This window comes from Phyllobacterium calauticae, assembly GCF_019991125.1.
In the GTDB taxonomy this organism is placed as follows: domain Bacteria; phylum Pseudomonadota; class Alphaproteobacteria; order Rhizobiales; family Rhizobiaceae; genus Phyllobacterium; species Phyllobacterium calauticae.
Genome location: NZ_JAGENB010000004.1, coordinates 416,617 through 436,831, shown reverse-complemented (window position 1 = coordinate 436,831; position 20,215 = coordinate 416,617). Strand labels below are relative to the sequence as shown.

At 58.2% G+C, this 20,215-nt stretch carries 17 protein-coding genes; 11 read left to right on the top strand and 6 right to left on the bottom strand.

Annotated features, from left to right (window positions below; genetic code table 11):
* Window positions 1-315 precede the first annotated feature (315 nt).
* Window positions 316-1,209, bottom strand: coding sequence for a LysR family transcriptional regulator (locus J1W56_RS17440; RefSeq protein WP_223614560.1), 894 nt, complete (start codon window positions 1,207-1,209; stop codon window positions 316-318).
* A 167-nt stretch (window positions 1,210-1,376) separates the two neighbouring features.
* Between J1W56_RS17440 and J1W56_RS17435 the strand changes: the two genes are divergently transcribed.
* Window positions 1,377-2,570, top strand: a complete 1,194-nt coding sequence (locus tag J1W56_RS17435; protein WP_223614559.1) for a (R)-mandelonitrile lyase — start codon at window positions 1,377-1,379, stop codon at window positions 2,568-2,570.
* A 114-nt stretch (window positions 2,571-2,684) separates the two neighbouring features.
* Complete coding sequence (locus tag J1W56_RS17430) at window positions 2,685-3,365, top strand: class I SAM-dependent methyltransferase (protein WP_223614558.1); 681 nt, start codon at window positions 2,685-2,687, stop codon at window positions 3,363-3,365.
* On the opposite strand, the gene J1W56_RS17425 is transcribed toward J1W56_RS17430, so the two are convergent.
* From J1W56_RS17425 to J1W56_RS17410, 4 genes are read right to left on the bottom strand one after another with little or no spacing between them, the layout of a single operon-like run.
* The gene (locus J1W56_RS17425; protein WP_223614557.1) at window positions 3,340-4,149 is read right to left on the bottom strand and encodes an ABC transporter ATP-binding protein; all 810 of its coding nucleotides are present in this window, start codon (window positions 4,147-4,149) and stop codon (window positions 3,340-3,342) included. The two genes, J1W56_RS17430 and J1W56_RS17425, sit on opposite strands and share 26 nt — an antisense overlap.
* 8 nt (window positions 4,150-4,157) lie before the next feature.
* Window positions 4,158-5,129: a FecCD family ABC transporter permease gene (locus J1W56_RS17420; RefSeq protein ID WP_404928316.1), complete on the bottom strand. Its 972-nt coding sequence runs from the start codon at window positions 5,127-5,129 to the stop codon at window positions 4,158-4,160.
* Window positions 5,130-5,188: 59 nt separating this feature from the next.
* Window positions 5,189-6,190 (bottom strand): FecCD family ABC transporter permease, encoded by a 1,002-nt coding sequence (locus J1W56_RS17415; RefSeq protein WP_404928296.1) that lies wholly within the window; start codon window positions 6,188-6,190, stop codon window positions 5,189-5,191.
* A 34-nt stretch (window positions 6,191-6,224) separates the two neighbouring features.
* Window positions 6,225-7,190 carry an ABC transporter substrate-binding protein gene (locus tag J1W56_RS17410; RefSeq protein ID WP_223614554.1) on the bottom strand — a complete coding sequence of 322 codons (966 nt, stop codon included), beginning with the start codon at window positions 7,188-7,190 and terminating at the stop codon, window positions 6,225-6,227.
* A 701-nt stretch (window positions 7,191-7,891) separates the two neighbouring features.
* On the opposite strand from J1W56_RS17410, the gene J1W56_RS17405 reads away from it, so the two are divergent.
* From J1W56_RS17405 to J1W56_RS17390, 4 genes are all read left to right on the top strand, one after another.
* Window positions 7,892-9,646, top strand: a complete 1,755-nt coding sequence (locus tag J1W56_RS17405) for an alkaline phosphatase (RefSeq protein WP_223614553.1) — start codon at window positions 7,892-7,894, stop codon at window positions 9,644-9,646.
* A 67-nt stretch (window positions 9,647-9,713) separates the two neighbouring features.
* A complete protein-coding gene (locus J1W56_RS17400; RefSeq protein WP_223614552.1) occupies window positions 9,714-10,178 on the top strand; it encodes a hypothetical protein in 465 nt (154 codons plus the stop codon).
* Window positions 10,179-10,182: 4 nt separating this feature from the next.
* Complete coding sequence (locus J1W56_RS17395; RefSeq protein WP_223614551.1) at window positions 10,183-10,869, top strand: ABC transporter ATP-binding protein; 687 nt, start codon at window positions 10,183-10,185, stop codon at window positions 10,867-10,869.
* Window positions 10,866-12,137 (top strand): ABC transporter permease, encoded by a 1,272-nt coding sequence (locus J1W56_RS17390; protein ID WP_223614550.1) that lies wholly within the window; start codon window positions 10,866-10,868, stop codon window positions 12,135-12,137. Before J1W56_RS17395 ends, J1W56_RS17390 begins: the two co-directional genes overlap by 4 nt.
* Before the next feature lie 147 nt (window positions 12,138-12,284).
* On the opposite strand, the gene J1W56_RS17385 is transcribed toward J1W56_RS17390, so the two are convergent.
* Window positions 12,285-12,593 (bottom strand): 2Fe-2S iron-sulfur cluster-binding protein, encoded by a 309-nt coding sequence (locus J1W56_RS17385; protein WP_223614549.1) that lies wholly within the window; start codon window positions 12,591-12,593, stop codon window positions 12,285-12,287.
* 445 nt (window positions 12,594-13,038) lie between these two features.
* Here J1W56_RS17385 and pip point away from each other — a divergent pair, with 445 nt between their 5' ends.
* From pip to J1W56_RS17360, 5 genes are all read left to right on the top strand, one after another.
* Window positions 13,039-14,004 carry a prolyl aminopeptidase gene (pip, locus tag J1W56_RS17380; RefSeq protein ID WP_223614548.1) on the top strand — a complete coding sequence of 322 codons (966 nt, stop codon included), beginning with the start codon at window positions 13,039-13,041 and terminating at the stop codon, window positions 14,002-14,004.
* A 21-nt stretch (window positions 14,005-14,025) separates the two neighbouring features.
* Entirely contained in the window at window positions 14,026-15,849 is a 1,824-nt protein-coding gene (locus J1W56_RS17375; protein ID WP_223614547.1) for a S9 family peptidase, read from the top strand.
* Window positions 15,850-15,873: 24 nt separating this feature from the next.
* A complete protein-coding gene (locus tag J1W56_RS17370) occupies window positions 15,874-17,298 on the top strand; it encodes a M20 family metallopeptidase (protein ID WP_223614546.1) in 1,425 nt (474 codons plus the stop codon).
* Window positions 17,299-17,370: 72 nt separating this feature from the next.
* A complete protein-coding gene (locus J1W56_RS17365; protein ID WP_223614545.1) occupies window positions 17,371-18,990 on the top strand; it encodes an ABC transporter substrate-binding protein in 1,620 nt (539 codons plus the stop codon).
* Window positions 18,991-19,141: 151 nt separating this feature from the next.
* Window positions 19,142-20,209 (top strand): ABC transporter permease, encoded by a 1,068-nt coding sequence (locus J1W56_RS17360; protein ID WP_223614544.1) that lies wholly within the window; start codon window positions 19,142-19,144, stop codon window positions 20,207-20,209.
* The last annotated feature ends 6 nt before the right edge of the window (window positions 20,210-20,215 follow it).

The window sequence follows — 20,215 nt, the reverse complement described above, 5'->3', positions numbered from 1 at the left end:
TGATATTCAACTCGGTGCTCCTTGTTTGTTCAATTGGTCGCCAGGCCGGGAACCATCGCGTTGAACGCCGCGATCAACGGCTCCGCGCCGCTGACGTCAACGGAATTGCTGCCCTTGGGAGGCAGGACCGGCCCACACCCTGAAGTGTAGGCCGAGACGGACTGAGCGATTAGTGAGCTGAATATGATAGGGTTTATACTTCTAGATCACGAATGATCCGCGGGCGCAGAATTAGTGAGCTTTTACAGATAGATAAAAGCTCAGTGCGGTTCTATGGATGTCTGTTCACGCTGGTATGAACTAAAGGTGATGGAATTAACCGCGATAGCGCAGGGCATCGATCAGCAGCGAGAATGCGGGTGAAGCAAGGCGCCTGCTGGGATAGTATATATGATATCCAGGGAAGGGCGGTGACCAGTCTTCAAGCACCGGAACCAGCTTGCCCTCGCCGATCAGCGGGAGCAGGTAATCGTCTGGCAGGCATGCCAGGCCTAATCCTGCCAGTGCCCCGTCGATGATGATTGGGACGTCATTGCAGACGAATTGGCCGTCGACGCGGACATTGAGCGGTTTGCCGTCTTTTTCAAACTCCCAGGCATAGAGACCGCCGATGGTGGTCAGTCTCAGATTGATGCAGCGGTGTTTCGTCAGGTCATGCGGGGTGAGTGGTTTCGGGTGCCGTTCAAAATAATCTGGAGAGCCGACGACAAGCATGCGCATTTCCGGTCCGATTTTCAGCGCGATCATGTCTTTTTCGATATGCTCTCCGAGCCGGACCCCTGCGTCGAAACGTTCGTTCACCAGATCAACCAGCCGGTTTTCCACCGAGATCTCGACGTTAATATCGGGATAGGACTGCATCAGGCGCGTTACGGCGGGCATGAGAATGGACACCGCAGCATGACGTATGGCGGTGATGCGTATCGTGCCGCCCGGCGCATGACGCATGGCGCCAAGTGCATCCATCCGGCTGCGGATATCGTTGAACGCGGGCCTGAGCGTTTCGGCCAATTGCTCGCCGGCCTCGGTCGGGACGACGGTGCGTGTGGTGCGTGTCAGCAGCCGAACGCCCATGCGATCCTCCAGGCGGCGCACCGAATGGCTGAGCGACGATTGCGACGTACCCAATAGCGCGGCCGCCCGCGTGAAGCTGCGTTCTTCCGCGACAGTTAGAAAAGCAACGAGGTCGCCCAGCTCATCCCGCTTCATTGATGAATCCTCAATATAAGTCCAATTGGTTCTTAGCATCTAGTCGAGCTAATCGGCTAGGAGTAAGTTCGCCTCAATGCCCGGCGGCGCCCCGCGCCATGCCCACGTAGAACTCAGGCCATCGGCGATTCCAGGAGCCGCCGGATCTACCAACAAGGAGAAGCACCGTGAAAGCCATCGCCACAAGTCTTGCTATGTCGGCATTCGCAGCCACGGGCGCTGAAGCGCAGCAGAACCCCCGCGTGGCTCCGCCGGCTGTCTACGACGTTGCGCCCGGGCTTGGCCATTTCACCGATGATGTTCTGTTCGGCGAAGTGTGGAAGCGCAGGGATCTGAGCCCGCGTGACCGCAGCCTGGTCACCATTTCCGTGCTGATCTCGACCGGGAAGGGGCACGTTCTGGCCAACCATGTGAAGCGGGCGCTGGAAAACGGCGTCGAGGCTCGGGAAGTGGGCGAAGTGGTCACGCACCTGGCATTCTATTCCGGCTGGCCCAATGCGATGTCGGCTGTGGCAGAGATCAAGAAGGTCTTTGACGAGCTGAAGATCGCGCCCGTCAGGGATAGCGACGATGCACTTATCCAGCTAGATGCTGCGGCAGAAGCTGCCCGTAGCGCGTCCGTGGCTGCCAACGTGGCGCCGACCGCGCCCGCCCTTGCCGATCTCACCAACCGGGCACTGTTCGGCGATCTGTGGCAACGCCCGGATCTGTCGGCCCGCGACCGGAGCCTGGTTACGATGACAGCGCTGATAGCGATGGGGCAACTCGACCAACTGGCGTTCCATCTGGGCCGTGCCATGGATAACGGACTGACACGGGAAGAGGCGGCTGAAGCCATTACCCATGCCGGATTCTATGCCGGTTGGCCGCGTGCCATGTCTGCGGTGCCAGTTCTCAAAACGGTTTTGGCAAGCAGGGACGCCGCCGCCGCGCATATACCAGCCGGTGCCGATATCAAAGTAATCAAGCACGGCAGCCAACCTGTGAGCGGCCCCGAGGAACGCTTCACCGGCAAGGTCCAGGTGTCATCTGCCTACAAGGGCGACGGCGCTGCCCGCATAGGCGGGGCTACCGTATCATTCGAACCGGGTGCCCATACGGCCTGGCATATGCACCCCCTCGGCCAGACACTCTTCGTTGTTTCGGGGAAGGGCTGGGTTCAGAAAGAAGGCGGTATGGTCCAGCTCATGGAGCCGGGCGACGTTGTCTGGATTCCACCGATGGTAAAACATTGGCACGGTGCGACGGCTGATCAACCGATGGTGCATTTTGCGATATCGGAGGCACTCGATGGCAACACCGTAACCTGGATGGAGAAGGTTTCGTCTGAAGACTACAGCCGGGGCCGGGAAGCGGGGTGAATGACCAGAAGCCCGCAACATTTATCCGTCTGGCAGGCAACAATGTTGCCGCAGTTCCTGTTGTGCTCCTCCGGGAATGTGTAAAAGTGCATCAACACATGACCGGAGATTCCCATGCACAGCAGCACACCAAAAATCAGCACGTGGTACATTGATCCTGACGCCGAGGATGCCATGGCCGACGGGCATGCGCCGATCTGGCGGCATTTGATCGGCCTTTTACCGGAACGGGATCTTTCCGGAAAGGCAGTGCTGGATTTCGGCTGCAATCAAGGTGGACTGCTGCGCCACCTCTACGCAATCCGGCCGTTTCGCAAGGCCCTCGGAGTTGATATTGCCGAGCAATCAATCGCAAGGGCCAATGACCTCAAGGGTAATCTGCCCGTTCAGTACCAGGCCGCCGCCCATGTCGAGGGCTGGGATGGCGAGTTCGATCTGGCGATCAGCCATGAGGTGATCTATCTCGTTGCCGACATCGAAGCGCATGCGCGCGATATATGGCGGAGTCTGAAGCCCGGGGGTGTTTACTACGCGGTCACCGGTTGCCATACGGATAATCCGTTGTGGCCGAAATGGCGTGACCTTGTTGCTGAGAAGACCAACACGGTCGTGCAGGATCGCTCCATTACTGACTATGCCCGGGTGTTTGAGGGTGCTGGGTTCGAGGTATCGGCGCGCAAACTCGAGTTTGACGGCTTCATTCCCTTTGTCGCCGATGGCTGGATGCCGGATTTTGCCGATGCGCTTACCTATTACACGCAGACCAAGGTCATTTTCCGGCTGGTGAAACCGTAATTTGGGACCGGATGAACTCGATATCGAAATGAGGGCGGCTGCCGGGCGCGATGCGGACAAAATTGCCCCGCACGCGGAATACCTTCTCGATGAGCCCGCTCCCGGCGAGCTCGTCCGGTTCGCCGTCGAAGAGCAGATGGCCCTTTTCCAATAGAGAAATGCGGTCGCTGATCGAGATGGCCTGGTTGATGTCGTGAATGGCTATGATGATTGTCACGCCTCTTTCGCGGCTGAGGCGGTGCACCAGATTGAGCACTTCCACCTGAAAGCCGATATCGAGGAAGGATGTAGGCTCGTCCAGCAGCAGGATTTGGGCTTCCTGGGCAAGCGCCGCCGATATCCAGGCGCGCTGCCGTTCGCCCCCGGACAATTCGTGCAGGCTCCGGTCCGCCAGATTGGCCAGCCCCGTGCTTTCCAACGCCCATTCTATCGCCCGTTCATCGTGACTGCTGTAGCTGCGAAACAGACCGACATGGGGATAGCGGCCTTGCCGCACAAGCTGTTCGACGGTCATCTCGTCCGGAGCCGACGGCTGCTGCGGCAAGAACGCCAGCTGTTTTGCCAAGGTCCGCCGCGACATTTCTCTGGCAGGCTTGCCGTTGATTTCCACCTGCCCCTCGTGCGACGTGATCAAGCCGGCAATTGCCTGAAGCGCGGTGCTTTTGCCGGAACCGTTGGGGCCGATGAGGGCCCGTATCTCTCCGGGCTTCAGATCAAGGTTGAAGCTGTTCAACGCCTTGCGGCGACCATAAAAAACCGACAGTTGCGAGCAGGAAAGGGGCATTCTGGTCCTCAAGGTATTTTGCGCAGGAGTGCGATCAATACAGGCACACCGAACAGGGCCGTGATCACCCCGATCGGAATCTCTTCGGCCTGCCCGAGCAGCCGGCCGAGGAGATCACCCAGCGTGACGATAAATGCGCCAAGGGCAATGGTCAGCGGCAGCACAAGGGCGAAATGACGGCCCACCAAAAAACGGGCGAGATGGGGAACGACAAGACCGACAAAGATGATGGGGCCAACGGCACCGACCGCACTTGCCGCAAGTGCGCACGACAACAGCAGGACGATTGAAAACTGTTTGCGATAGGAGAGGCCGAAGGAGCGCGCGACCGTGGGGTCGAACCGCAGCAGGTCTATGGAACGCCGCAGGGCCGGGAGCGCTGCGAGCCCGGCGATTGTGAAAGGCACAAGGAACAGGGCGTGGGTCCAGCTGCGCGCATAAAGGCTGCCGGACAGCCATTCCAGCAGGATTTCAATGCGCGCCGAGCCCCAGCCGGCAATCAGTCCAATCGCGGCGGCATGCAACACGGCACCGATTGCAATGCCGCAAAGCGTAATCCGGAGCGGCCCCAAATCAAGCCGGAAGGCGAGGACGTAGATAAGGCCGCCCGCTGCCATGCCGCCCAGTGTGCCGATCGCGGGAAGCCATGCAAGGGGCAGCGCGGCAAGCGTGTTGGAGCCCGGCTCAGAGATGTAAACGGTGAAGACAAGGAAGACGGTGACGGCCAGGGTCGCGCCCTGTGAAATCCCCATGATGGACGGATCGGCGAGCGGATTGCGGGTGATGGTCTGCAGCAGGAGGCCAGCCACGGCAAAATGAATCCCGGCCAGGATACCGGTGACAATGCGCGGCAGCCGGATATCCAGAATGATCGATCTGGCTTCATCGGAGCCATGTCCGGTCAGGACGGCTGCTACATCTCCAGGCGGAATGTCGGCAACGCCCAGAAACACCGCGGCGACAAGGACGAGCACCATCATGGCGAGCAGCGCCAACAATGGTCCAAACAGGGAAGGGCGGTGAACGGGAGCGGACACGGTCATCGTGACTGCCCGCCTTTCAGCGAAAAGCGGCGTGTCTGGACCAGATAGATAAAGAAGGGGCCCCCGAGCAGCGCTGTGATAATACCCACTGGCAGCTCGCGCGGTAAGGCGACGCTGCGTGCGATGACGTCGGCAGTCACGACCATCAACGCACCGATGGCCGCGGTCAGCGCAATGGACCAGCCGATGTTATGCGGTTTGAGCAGGCGGGCGATGTGCGGCGAGACAAGGCCGACAAAGGCAACCGGCCCGGCGATCGGCGCGACACCTGCAACGGGAAGCACGGCGAACAGCAGCAGGACCGGTTTCCAGAAACGCATGTTCAGTCCCATGCCAATGGATGCATGTTCACTCAGAGCAAGCATGCCGATGATGCGGTGGCACGCAAAGGCGCCGGCCAGGCCGCCGAGCACCCACGGTGTCATGTATAGAAGGTGCGGCCACGATCTGCCTTGAAAACCACCGGACAGCCAGAAGAGCAGGGATGGCGCTTGCGGTCCGCTCAAGAGCAGCACATAGGTCGTTGCCGCGCCCAGGAAAAGGGAGATGCTGATGCCACCGAGTGCAAGATGCAGTGGTCGTCCCTCGCCGCCGCGCGATACCCAAAGGGTGACGGAAGCGGCGGCCAAACCGCCTGCCAGTCCGACAAAGGGATAATACACCGACGAAATCCATGGCAGGAATACGAAACAGAAGACGATGGGTGCCACCGCGCCCGATGCAACGCCGGTAATATCGGGACCAGCCAGCGGATTGCGGGTCAGCGCCTGCAGGAGATACCCCGAGACGGCGAGGCCAGCACCGGCAACGACGGCAGCAAGGCTGCGGGGCAGGCGCAGCGACCAGACAAGAATGGAATCGATCTTTCCATCCGGCGACAGGAGCACCGGCCACAGTTTGGACAGTCCAAGCGGTTTGGCCCCGACGAGCAGGCCGGTAACAATCACAAACAGGGTTGCCGCCACGATGAGTGTGGTCACGACCAATGACCGTCCCATGCCTGCTGCGTGCCGCCGTGCCAAGGAGATATCGCTACTGGATATCGGCAGGGATCAATTTTGCCGCCTCGGCTTTGACATCCACCTTTGGAAAGGTCTCCGGATACAGATAGTGTGCCGCTTCACGCAAAACGATTTCGCGGGCTATCGGACCATTGGCTTCAACCCAATGATCACCGACATAGAAAACGCGGCCATTCTTGACCGCCGAAAGCTGCTTCCAGATCGGATTGTTCTCGTGCGGACGATCCGGACCGGAATCATAGACGAAAATGACCTCCGGGTCTTTTTCAAGCATGGTCTCAAGGCTCAGCTCCACACCGAACGGCCCGCCTTGGCGCATCGGTCCCGCAATGTTGTCACCGCCAAGCGCGGCAACGATCGAGGCCGTTGTATTCTCCGTGTGGAAGGACCATGGCGTATCTCCGGCCCACATGATCTGAAAGCGCGGATGCACGTCCTTCGGCGCTTTGGTGCTGTACTCGGCAAGGTGCTGCCGGAAAGCGGCATTGAGTTCCGTACCGCGTTCCTGCTTGCCCAGCACCTGTGCAAGCTGGGAAATCTCGCGATCGCTTTCGCTCAAAAGCTCCATATTGTAGGCCACGTAGGGTGCGATCTTCTGCAATTGCTCGGCATTGCCAATCGTGTAGCGGCGCATGGCAATGATGATGTCGGGCTTTGCTTCCGACAGCAGTTCCAGATTGGGTTTGGCACGCTGGCCGATCTGTTTGATCTGCTTTGTCAGGCCGAGAAGAAAATCGGGCTCGCGGCCGGCTGCCATATAGGTCGTTGCGACCGGTTTGACGCCAAGCGCAAATGCCACGTCGGTAGCAAAGTAGGAAATGGAGGCGATACGCTTGGGATTAGCGGGAACTTCGATGGTGGTTCCACGATCATCGACAATTGACAATGTTTTTGCATTGTCGGCCGACGCCGATGCTGCGGTTAGAAGGCCGAGCAAACCGATTGCACAAAGAGACTTGAGGCCCTTACCAAACATGACGGCATCTTTCCTGACTGCGTGTAACTGTATACCGCTTTAGCCAATAAACATGACATATTCAATCATATTATCTTGCGGTTTCTGCAATAAGATGCGTCAGAAACATCGTTCGACGGCGGGCAAAGAAACTCCACGGACTTTTCGGTTCGTATCCCATCAAAGCGATCATTGTATTGTTGATTTCAAAGACCTGGATGAGCGATTGCGGAATTATTGCCTCGAATCGAAACGATCTCAAACAGGCTCTCATCGGCATTTACAAAGGAACTTATCCAATTTGCGGATACGCCTTTTGGCGGAAACAACAAACGATCGTTTTTTCCGATCACCGGCGATTTTGTACAGCTGGTCTCTGATCACCGGGTTTCGCGGATCCCTCTACAAGTTTCTCCTCCACCTCAAATCATTAAATCTGCTGTTTGACGGATTCAATTTAGCCCGAAACGGCTCGGCCATTTGTCCGTTGTATGTAGATGAACACGCAGGGCGCGAGACTTTTCAGAGTCTTAAGGCGCTGCGCAAATATGTGCGGCCGTGGGCTTCAGACATGACAGCGCCCCACCGCAAGTTCTGAAATAAAGCTGCAGCGATCGTTGCATCCTGTGAACTCACGGGTTGTAAAAACCGGCGTGATTTCATCTGGCTGTCATCCGGGATTTATAAAGGAGAGGGGAAGCTAACCAAGTTGGGGGTATGAAATGCGTAAACTTTTTCTTGCGGTGGCGTCGGCGGCACTCTTGTCCGGGGCAGCCCATGCGACAACGATCTATCCGCTGGACCGGGCCACGGTCCTTGCAGGCTCGCCATTCGATTTCAAGGTTGAATTCAGCAAGGTCGTGAAGCCGGAAGACGTGAAAGTCACGATCAACGGCGAGAGCTACGACGCCGTTTTCGGCAAGACCGCCCAATTCGTCGCCGAGGAGAAGGGCGCTGAAGACAAGGTACTCGGATCCGCGCTCATCCTGCGCGACATCAAGCTTGCAAAGCCCGGCCAGTACAAGGTCGAGGTATCGGCTGGCGATGAGAAGAAGTCGGTCGGCTGGGATGTATACACAACGTCTGACACGCCCAAGGCCAAGAACATCATCTTCCTTTTGGGTGACGGCCTTTCCGTTGCGCATCGCACCGGTGCCCGCCTCATGTCCAAGGGCATGACCGAGGGAAAGGCCAATGGCCGCCTTGCCATGGATGACATTCCGCCCGTCGCCTTCATCGGCACCTCCTCGACCTCGGCCATCGCTACCGACAGCGCCAACACCATGTCGGCCTATATGACCGGCCACAAGTCCGCGGTAAACGCGCTCGGCGTCTATGCTGACCGCACGCCGGCCAGCCAGGACGACCCCAAGGTCGAAACGATCGGTGAGGCTCTGCGCCGCACCGGCAAGAAGTCGCTCGGCATCGTGACGACATCCGAAGTCCAGGACGCGACACCTGCCGCGCTCGTTTCCCATACGCGCAAGCGCTCTGACAAGGCCGACATCGTCGGCATGATGTACAACGTCAAGCCGGACGTGCTGCTCGGTGGTGGCTCGGCCTACTTCCTGGCCAAGGACGTGCCCGGTTCGAAGCGCAAGGACGACAAGGACTACATCGCGCTCTTCAAGGAGGCCGGTTACGCCCTCGCCACCGACAAGAATGAACTGGCCGCCGCGGCCGGCTCGAACCAGGGCAAGCTGCTCGGCCTCTTCCACACCGGCAACCTCGACGTCACGCTCGATCGCGAATTCCTCAAAAAGGGTACCGTCGACAAGTTTCCCAACCAGCCGGGCCTGGTCGATATGACCAAGGTGGCGCTCGACAGGCTGTCGAAGAATCCGGATGGCTTCTTCCTGATGGTGGAGGCTGCATCCATCGACAAGATGAGCCATCCCCTCGATTGGGATCGCGCTTTGGTTGATACGATCGAATTCGACAAGGCCATCGCGGCTGCACGCGAATTCCAGGCGAAGAATCCGGATACGCTGATCGTCGTCACCGGTGACCATACCCATGGCGTTTCGATCATCGGCACCGTCGATGACGATAAGCCGGGCACGGAAATGCGCGACAAGGTCGGCACCTATGCCGCCGCGGGCTTCCCGAACTACGAGGACAAAGACGGGGACGGTTATCCGGACCGCATCGATGTCTCCCGCCGTCTGTTCATCGCGGCCAACAACGGTCCTGACCACTACGAGACCTTCCGTCCGAAGCTCGATGGTCCTTTCGTTCCGGCGATCCAGAACGAGAAGAAGGAATACGTCGCCAACGAAGCTTACAAGGACGTGCCGGGTGCCGTCTTTGTCCAGGGCAACATCCCGCGCGATGAGGATAGCGGCGTTCATGCGGTAGACGATGTCGTGCTGCAGGCCGTTGGCCCGGGTGCAGAAGGCTTCCGTGGTTACATGGAACAGAGCGACGTCTATCGTGTCCTCGCCGACGCTTTCGCGCTCGGCGCGTCAAAGATGTAAATCTGTCCAGCTGACCAACAGGACAGGCGGCCGAAAGCCGCCTGTCTTCCCGTTTAAGGAGATTGCGATGACGGAGAAGAAGACCTTTGCTATTGGTCGTCGGGCGCTGCTCACGGCCGCTGCGGTCTTGCCTTTCATGGGCATTGCCGTAGGCGCAAGCGCTGCCGAAAAACTGGGCTTCGGCGAGCTCTACAAAAGCTTTGGTCCGCTCGGTCTCGAATTTTCCGACAAGGTGAAGCAGTTGAGCGGTCAGGAGATTGCCATCAGCGGCTTCATGGCGCCGCCACTGAAGGCGGAGGCCGCATTTTTCGTCCTGACGGAAATCCCGATGTCGCTCTGCCCGTTCTGTTCCTCAGACGCCGACTGGCCGGACAATATCATGGTCGTCTATCTCTCGGCCAAGCAGACCTTCGTGCAGTTCAATGCGCCAATCATCGCGCGTGGGGTGCTGGAATTCGGCTCCTGGACCGATCCGGAAACCGGCTTCATCAGCCAGTTGCGTCTTCGGAACGCGGCCTTCAGGACCGTCTGACACCATGCTCGCACTCGACGTTTCCGATCTTCAAATGCATTTTCCGGGCCTGGCTGCGCCGGTCCTCGCCATCGAGCGATTTCATCTGCCGGCCGGCGGCCAATTGGCGATCACCGGGGCTTCCGGCTCGGGCAAAAGCACATTCGTCAACGCGATCACTGGCCTGGAAAACGTCACGCAAGGCAAAATTTCCTGGAACGGCATGGATATCACCCGTCTTTCCTCTGGCCGGCGCGATGCTTTTCGCGCACGCAACATCGGCCTTGTCATGCAGGATTTCCATCTTTTCCCCGGTCTTTCGGCCTTCGATAACGTGGTGCTCCCCGTCAGGCTTGCGCGCCGGTTGACCGTCGAGGAGCGGGAGCGTGCGCTGGCGCTGCTTTCAGCCACCGGGATCAACCGCGTCGGGCAGAAGATCGAGACATTGTCGCGTGGTGAAATGCAACGTGTCGCCGTCGCCCGTGCGCTGCTCCAGCGTCCCGGCGTCATCGTCGCTGACGAGCCGACAGCCAGTCTTGACCGTCATGCGGGCAACGAGGTTGCCGAGCTTCTGCTGCGGCTTTCCGCAGAGCAGGGCACGACACTGGTGGTGGTCACGCATGATGCCTTCCTGGCGGAGCGTCTTGGCCGCCGCATCTGCCTGGAGAGCGGGCGTGTCGACGAGGATAGTGGAGAGAGTGCCGCGCAATGATGAAGTTCATTTTTGCCGACCTGCGGCGTTTCTGGAGCGGCGCGCTGGCCGTTGTGGTGCTCATTGCATTGTCCGTCGCTTTAAGCGTGACCGTGACGCTGCAGGAGCGGGCCGTCCGGCTCGGCAGCGCGCGTGCGGCCGAGAAATTCGATCTGCTGGTCGGAGCCGCCGGCAGCGAAACCCAGCTTGCGCTTTCGGCTGTTTTCCTGCAGCCGGCACCGCTGCCGCTAATGGAGGGCGCCGTTCTCGGCCGCCTCGCCAACGATCCGCGCGTCGAACTGGCGGCGCCCGTCGGCTTTGGCGACTCCGCTTACGGTTTTCCTATCGTCGGCACCACGACAAACCTGATTTCGGCGTTGTCGCCGAGCCTGGCGCAAGGGGCGCATTTCGCGCGTCTTGGTGAGGCGGTGGTTGGCTCAGATGTGGCGCTGTCACCTGGAGCCCAAATCAAACCGATGCACGGCACGGCGGAAGCGGGCGGTGAAACCCATACGGCCATTGCCTACAAGGTGACTGGCCGCATGGCGCCGACGGGAACCGCTTGGGATCGCGCCATCCTGGTGCCGATCCGGGCCGTATGGCAGCTTCACGGCATGCATGGTGAAGAACATCATGACCATGAAAGCGGGGAAGCCCAGTCGCACGGTGCCGAGCCGAGAGATCACAGCCATGAGCACGAGCATGGCCATCTTGATGCGGATGCGCCCCTGGACGAGCATTTCGATGCGCAATCCCCTGGCGTTCCTGCTATTCTCGTCAAGCCGAAAACGGTTGCCGACGCTTACCGCCTGCGGCAGGAATACCGCACAGGCGCAACGCTCGGCGTTTTTCCGGCGGAGGTGCTGACACGGCTCTACGCGACATTGGGGGACGCCCGCAGCCTGCTTCTGGCAATTGCCCTGGGTACGCAGGCGATCGTCATCGCCGCGATCGTGCTGGTGACGATCATGCACGTGGGATCGAGATGGCGGCAGATCGGCGCCTTGCGTGCGCTCGGCACCCCGGTTCGCTCGATCATTGCGCTCGTGTGGGGAGAGCTTTTCCTGCTGTTCGTCGCCGGCATCGCATCGGGAGTAGCCCTCGGCTACGCCGCGGCATCGGCGATTTCGGCGCGGCTGACCGCATCGACGGCCATCCGCCTGCCTGTTGATTTCGCGCCGGACGATCTGTGGCTGGCGATCGGCTTTCTGGCCGTTGCGGCATTCGTCTCCATTGTTCCCGCGCTTGCCGCTTTGCGTTCCAGCCCCGCTGCCGCTTTGCGTGCGTAGCCGCTACCGGCAATGCTGACGCCATGTTTAGGTGACAAGATCGCTTGGCTTCTTCAAAAGCCGGGTCAGCAACAGCGTGGGAATCGGGAAACACTCCTTTTTCACTCTTGATCACGATGCCCTGCAAAGATCCAAAGAAAGTGACCTTCAAATCATGCAGCACTGACGGCACGCTGGTAACGCCAAACTTGCGACGGTCATTGAAACCTTGAGGCCCCAAGCTGCCAGGGTTACTGCTCCTCGCGGCCTGCTGCAGCAGGCCAGGACGTAACCCTCTGCTTTTTCGTCGTCGGATAATTCGCCCAGATCGTCCATTTCGACCGCTCCCTGGGTCATTTTGACCTTACAGCTTCCGTAAACGCCTTGCTGACAGGAACTGTCGATCCAGACGCCTGTGTTCAACGCCACTTCGAGCAAGGTCTCGCTGGCCGTGCATGAATATTTCCCGCTCCGCAAGATCAGGCACGAGTGACCGCATCAATGCCGTATTGCACGCGAAACGAACTGACATATGCCCGCTTCTAAGATTGCAATACTGCGTCTCTTCTGTTCAGATGGTTCTCCTGGGAAAGACCGAAACTGAGACGGCAAAATGATGCCTGTGCCCCAAGGGTTGTCGGTTACGGCTCTGAACGGTTTCGATTCTCGACACGGTCCGGTCAGCCCTTGAGATGCAATTTTCCAGCGGCGCGGCAGAGCAAACGAGTATTACCGCTCATAAATGGACAGATGGAAATCATTCGTTTGGCGAGTCGTGCCGCGCCCGCAACCTTATTCCATTTTGGAATAAGCAGTCTGAAATTGCATTAGCCAACTCTCAAATTTACCGACTATAAAATTTGCGACCGCGGAAAAACAAAAAATCGCGGCAAAGGGACATGATGGTGTTTGAGGGGGACGGATGGATACGGAAATCCTGCCGAACAGGGAATTTCGTCTGGTTGTCAGCGCGACGCATGAACTTTCCGTTTTAGAATATGGTAATCCCGAGGGCATTCCGGCGGTCTTTCTGCATGGGGGCCCAGGCGCTGGTGTGTCTGCAAAGCAGATTGCAAGTTTTGATCTTGATACCTTTCGCGTCGTCACCTTCGATCAGCGCGGCGCGGGGCGCTCGACGCCACTCGCAGAGCTAGTCGAAAATACCACACAACACCTGATTGCCGACATGGAACAGATACGCGCGTTTCTTGGCATCGAGCGCTGGCTGGTTGCCGGCGGTTCCTGGGGATCGTGCCTGGCGCTCGCCTATGGCATTGCTTTTCCGCGGCGATGCCTTGGATTTCGGCTGCATGGCATTTTCCTGGCGGACCAGGATGACATCGACTGGTGGTTTCACGGCTGTCGGGCTATTTTTCCCGATCATTGGCAGGAATTCGCTGAATTCATACCTGTCGAGGAACGCGGCAATCTTCTGAAAGCCTACTATGCACGGCTGACCTGTGGTGATCAGGCTGTTGAACTCGCTGCCGCGAAGGCCCTGCGTGGTTTTTCAGCTCGCACGCAAACATTCGAACCAAGCCTTGATCATGTAAGGCAGCTGTTGCATCCGGATGCGGCCTTGGCTGTTTCGCGGATTTTCACCCACTACTGCGTGAATCGGGCGTTTTTGCCGGATGGCCATCTGCTGGAAAACATCGATCTCATCCGTCATCTGCCAGCAGAAATCGTGCAAGCGCGGTACGATACCGTGACGCCGATGGCGACGGCGTGGAAGCTCAGGAATGCATGGCCGGAAGCCACCTTCACGATTGTCACCCTTTCCAATCATCAATCGACGGTTGGACCCATGGCGAAAGAACTCGAAGCAGCCTCCTGCCGGTTGGCAACTGCGATCAAATTTGCCGCGCCGGCCGCCGCCGCTGGTTAATCCCATTGACGAAAGACAGATATGACGACGCTCGACGCACTGCAAACTGACCCCGCGCTTTCGATGTCACACTACATTGATATCAGCAAAGCGGTAAAACCCGCCGTTTCGCCCGATGGCGCGCTGCTGGCTTATTTGAGCGACGAAAGCGGTACGCTGCAGGTCTGGGTGCGTCCACTGGCGGGCGGGTCAGCCCGTCAGTTGACCACCCTGTCAGAACCGGTTGGTAATCTTGCCTTCAACCCAAAGAGCCGCGACCTCCTGATCACAACTGATTGGGGAGGAGACGAGCGTCATCAGCTCTGGCTGATCGAAAATGCCAAGGAAGAGCCACGCCTCCTGACGACCGACACGACCGTTGTTCATGGCTGGGGATGCTGGTCGCCCGACGGTTTGCAGATTGCTTATTCGGCCAATTATCGCGACCGCGCGCATATGGATCTCTACGTGATGACGATCGCAACGGGCCAGGTGAAATGCGTCCATCAAGGCCAGGGTTGGCGCACGCCTTTTGCCTTTTCTCCCGACGGGGCGTTCCTCCTCGTCAATGACTGCCAAAGAGCGATGATGGATCAAGATTTCTGCAGACTGGATCTTGCTACCGGCGCCTATGAAAATATCTTGCCCCATGTGGGGCGAGCGCGTTACCTCGCGCCCAAATTCTTCAAGGATAATTCCGGTATCCTGATGATCTCCGATCAGGAGAGAGAATATCTCTCGCTCATGGTAAAGCTGTACGAGGCTGATACCCTCTTGGAGCTTGCAGCCTTTGCGGAGCGGGATATCGAGGCATTGGCGATAGCGCCCGATCAAGCGAGGATCGCGCTCGTGGTAAATCGCCAGGGTTGGAATGATATGGTCATCATCGACCGTGCCGGAAACATCCTGAAGCAGTTCGCAACACCCATGCCTTGCGTGATTGGTTCCGTTGCTTGGACACCCGATGGCACAGCGCTCGTCATGCCAATCGAGGGTGGGGCCACGTCAGGTGATATATGGCGCTGCGATGCTGAGACGGGCAAGTTCACGCGGCTGACGGATGCGTCCAAAGCCGCTGCCGGATTGCCGGACTTTATCGAGCCGACCGTGACCAGCGTTGCGGGCTTCGATGGGCTCGACATTCCTTATTTCGTCTATCGGCCGAAAGTCCCGGCAAAACCGAATGGCTATCCGGTCATGATCGTCGTCCATGGCGGACCCGAGGCACAGTGGAAACCGGATTTTCGCGCCGACATTCAATATATGCTGGCCAAGGGAATTATGGTCGTGGCGCCGAATGTTCGTGGAAGCACCGGCTATGGCCGTCGCTACCAGCATCTCGATGACCGGGAGTTGCGGATGGATAGCGTTGCGGATCTCAAGGCCGTGCGTATCGCCGTGGGTGCAAGGCAGGACGTGGATGAAAACCGCATCGGGGTATTCGGCCGTTCCTATGGCGGGTTTATGGTGCTGTCGGCCATGACCGAATATCCGGATCTGTGGCGCCTGGGCGTAGAATATTATGGAATCGCCAACTTTTTGACGCTGTTGCAGACCACTGGCCCGTGGCGCAAGCAATTGCGTGCTGCCGAATATGGTGATGTGGAAACCATGCGCGGCGCGCTGGAGCGTTATTCGCCCATCAATCGGATTGATGCCATCACTGCGCCGTTGATGATCGCTCATGGCATGGAAGATCCGCGCGTGACGCCATGCGAGAGCGAGATGGTTTATTCCTGCCTGCGCGGCCTGGGCAAACCGGTGGAATATCTGCGCGTTCCACATGAAGGGCACGGCTTTGCCCGTATCGAAAACCGTCGTCGTGTCTTTGGCGCTCTGGCCCGCTTCATCGCCGAAAATCTTTAAATTGAACAATCTGGGAGTAGCACCATGAAAAATGGTGATGTGATATGGGATCTGGTCGACTCGAAGAGGAGCGCTTTTGAAGCTCTGAGTGACCGTGTTTGGGCAATGCCCGAGATAGCCTATACGGAGTATGAGTCCTGCGCCGAACATACATCCATGCTGCGCGCGCAAGGATTCAACATTACCGAATGCGTTGCCGGCATTCCGACGGCAGTGATGGGCGAAGCGGGCGAGGGCGGGCCGGTCATCGCCATCCTGGGCGAATATGATGCGCTGCCAGGCCTCAGCCAGGAAGCTGGCATTGCCGAGCCGCGCCCGATCCCAGGCACTGGGCATGGTCATGGCTGCGGTCACAATATGCTTGGTTCTGCCGCACTTCTTGCAGCTACTGCCGTCAAGGATTGGCTGGCGACAACAGGTGCACGAGGTCGCGTGCGCTATTATGGCTGTCCAGCGGAGGAAGGGGGCGCCGCTAAGGCGTTCATGGTGCGCGCAGGCGCTTTTGACGACGTCGATATTGCCATTTCGTGGCATCCGGCATCGTTCACGCAAGTGGACGACGCGCAATCGCTTGCCAATACGCGCATGGATTTTGAGTTTACCGGCCGGGCCTCTCACGCCGCCGCCGCACCGCATCTGGGGCGTTCTGCCCTCGATGCGGTGGAGCTGATGAATGTCGGCGTCAACTACCTGCGAGAGCATGTGCCTGCCGATTGCCGGATGCACTACGCCTATCTCAATGCCGGCGGGATCGCTCCCAACGTCGTGCAGGCCAAGACCAAGATCCGTTATGCGATCCGTGCCACCGATTTACCGGGCATGTTCGCGCTCAATGAACGCGTGAAGAAGGTAGCGCAGGGTGCGGCCATGATGACCGAAACCACGGTCGATATTTCGATCATGAGTGCGGTGTCGAATCTGCTAGGCAATACACCGCTTGAAATCATCATGCAGTCCAACATGGACCGGCTGGGCGGTGTGCCGTTTGATGATGCGGACCGGGAGTTCGCCGCAAAAATCCAGGCTACGCTGTCGCAGGAAGACATCGAAACCGACTATCAGCGTGTTGGCCAGCCGCTCGCGGACAATGCGCCGCTTTGTGACTATGTGCTGCCGCGCGAACAGAAAGGTGTGCCGATGATCGGCTCGACCGATCTGGGCGATGTCAGCTGGGCAGTGCCAACTGTCCAGGCGCGTGTTGCCACCCATGCCATCGGTTCGCCGGGTCACTCCTGGCAGATCACGGCGCAGGGAAAAATGCCTGCCGCACACAAGGGGATGGTCTACGCCGCCAAGGTCATGGCTGGAACAGCTTTGGATGTTTTGCGAAACGAAGCCTTGTTGAAAGACGCCAAGGCTGATCATCAGGCACGTATCGCGAAAGCACCCTACACCTGCCCAATTCCACCGGAGGTGAACCCGCCACTCCAGCCGCGCCCAGCGGAGTAATCCGGTCTGGCACCGCGTCTGTGCGGATGCGGTGCCCTCCAAGCTACATGAGAATCATAAAAGGGGACGAACATGAGCGATTTGAAAACCAGAACCATTTTGCGCCGCAGTACGGCGCTTATCCTTGTTGCGGGCCTTGCATGCATCAGTTTTACTGCAGAAGCAGCATCGCCACCCAATACGTTGGCAATGGCTTGGAATATCGATGCCATCAGCACGTTTGATCCAGCGCAGATCGGTGAAGCGGCCACCAACGAGATCATCCAGAATATCTGCGATCCGCTCGTCGATTTCGATCCTGCCGATGAAACGAAGCTTGTGCCCAAGCTGGCAAAGAGCTGGGATGTTTCCCAGGATGGACTGCAGATCACTTTCCACATGCGTGACGACTTGGCGTTTCCGTCCGGCGAAAAGGCAACCGCAGGTGACATGGCGTGGTCGTTGCGCCGTGTTGTGAAACTTGGCTTTGGCAACGCCGCGACGCTGACGGAATATGGTTTCACCAAGGACAATGCAGACCAGAGTATAACTGCCCCGGACGACAATACGCTGGTGTTCAGGCTTGATAAGCCCTATCCAGCAAATCTCATTCTGGCTGCCATTGCCGCCAATCGCGTTGCCGCACTTCTCAATCAGAAAGTGCTGATGGCAAATCAGGTTGATGGCGATATGGGCAATAAATATCTTGCCACACGTTCGGATTGTATCGGACCTTACAAGCTCATGCGCTGGAACCCGGCGGAAGTTGTCATTCTTCAGGCCAACGCCAATTATTGGGGCGACGCGCCGAAGCTGAAGCAGGTGTTGATCCGCCACGTCTCAGAAGCTGGAACGCAGCGCCTGCTGCTGGAAAAGGGCGATATCGACATTGCCCGTGATCTGACGCCGGAAGATTTGCGCGATCTTGAAACCCAGAACAAGGCAACAGCCTCGCGTGCTTTGAAGCCGTCGCTGTTCTATTGGAATTTCAACAACGCCGATCCGGTTTTCGCCAATGAGAAAGTGCGCCTGGCGATGCGCTATCTCATCGATTATGAAGGTCTTGGCAAAACGGTCATCCATAATGTGGGTGTTCCGCGCGCAAGCTTCGTTCAACTCGGCGCGTTTGGTGCGCTCGATGAAAGAGATGGCCAGCCGTTCAAGCTTGACGTGGAAAAGGCCAGGGAACTTCTGAAAGAAGCTGGCTATCCCAATGGCTTCGAAACAACGATGTTCATCAGCACCGCGCCTTATGCGGCTCCGATTGCACAAAGCATTCAGGATGCTGCTGCCAAGGCGGGTGTGAAGATCAAGATCGAGCGCATGGCGAATGCGCAATTGTTCAGCCGTATCCGCGGCCGCGAATTCCAGACGTCTTTGATGGGCTGGCAGACAACAGTGCCGGATGCGCATGGCAACGCCTCACGCCAGATTTTCAATCCGGACAACCGCGCCGAGGCCAAGCAGACCATGTATCCGAGCTGGCGCGCCAGCTATTTCGACGTGGCTGTCAACAAACAGGTAGACGACGCCCTGTTTGAAAAAGATGAATCCACGCGCAAGCAGAAGTATGTCGATCTGCAAAAGCAGATGATGGAGAAAGGTCCGCACGCCTTCATCTTCCAGATCTACAACGTTGCCGGCGTCAACAAGGCCATGAAGAACTGGAGCTGGAACGGTTTCCGCGTGTATTACGATCTGGCTGCGAAATAACGCGTTTCAAGCCCCTGCCGGTCCCCTCCCGGACCGGCGACCCCCACGTCGATCAGGTGATGTCTGCAACTGCCTCAAAGCGCGGCGCGCACATTACCGGATATGGCGGTGGATTTCGCATCCTTATTCATCTTGTTCAGGATCAAAGCCGATGACAACGCACGACATTCTGGAAGACCTGGAAGGCGAGGAGGAGTTCGGTCCTGTGCTTCTCTTTCTCGCTGCCTCCGCGCGCCTGATCTTTTCCGTGGCTGTTACACTTCTGGGCTTGGTCACGCTGACATTTTTCATCAGCCGTCTTTTGCCGCTTGATCCGGTCGTTGCGATGCTGGGCGATAATATCTCCCAGGAGGCTTACGACATGATGTATCGCAAGCTTGGTCTCGACCAGCCACTGATTGTTCAATATGGCCTCTATCTCAAGAATGCGGTGATGTTCGACTTCGGCAATGCGCTGACGTCGGGACGCCCTGTGCTGGAGGATATTGGCCGCGTCTTTCCGGCGACCATCGAACTGGCCACGGTCGCCATCATCATCGGGACCGGCTTCGGCATTCCGCTTGGCGTGTTTTCGGCCATGTACCGCAATTCACCGCTGGATCATGCCGTGCGCATGATCAGTCTGCTTGGTTATTCCACTCCGAATTTCTGGCTTGGCCTTATGGCGCTCCTGATCTTCTATGCCACGCTGGGATGGATCGGCGGGCCGGGCCGTATCGACTTTCTCTATGAATATTCGGTCGAGCCGACGACGGGCTTCCTGCTCATCGACAGCGCAATGCAGGGGCAATGGGATGCTTTTGGCAATGCCATCAGTCACGTCATCATGCCCGCCCTGATCCTTGCATTCGGCTCCATGGCCTATATCAGCCGCATGACGCGCGGCTTCATGATAGAGCAACTCAATCAGGAATATATCATTACCGCCCGTGTCAAAGGGCTTTCCTGGGCACGCACTGTCTGGGGGCATGCTTTCCGCAATGTCGCTGTTCAAGTGGTTACGGTTGTTGCGCTCTCCTATGCGTTTCTGCTGGAGGGGGCTGTCCTGACGGAAACCGTGTTCGCTTGGCCGGGGTTTGGCCGTTATCTCACCAATGCGCTTCTGGCCGGTGACATGAACGCCGTCGTTGGATGCACATTGATCGTCGGCATCCTGTTCGTCGGCATCAATCTGATCAGCGATCTCCTCTATCGCATTTTCGATCCTCGAACCCGATAGGAGCCA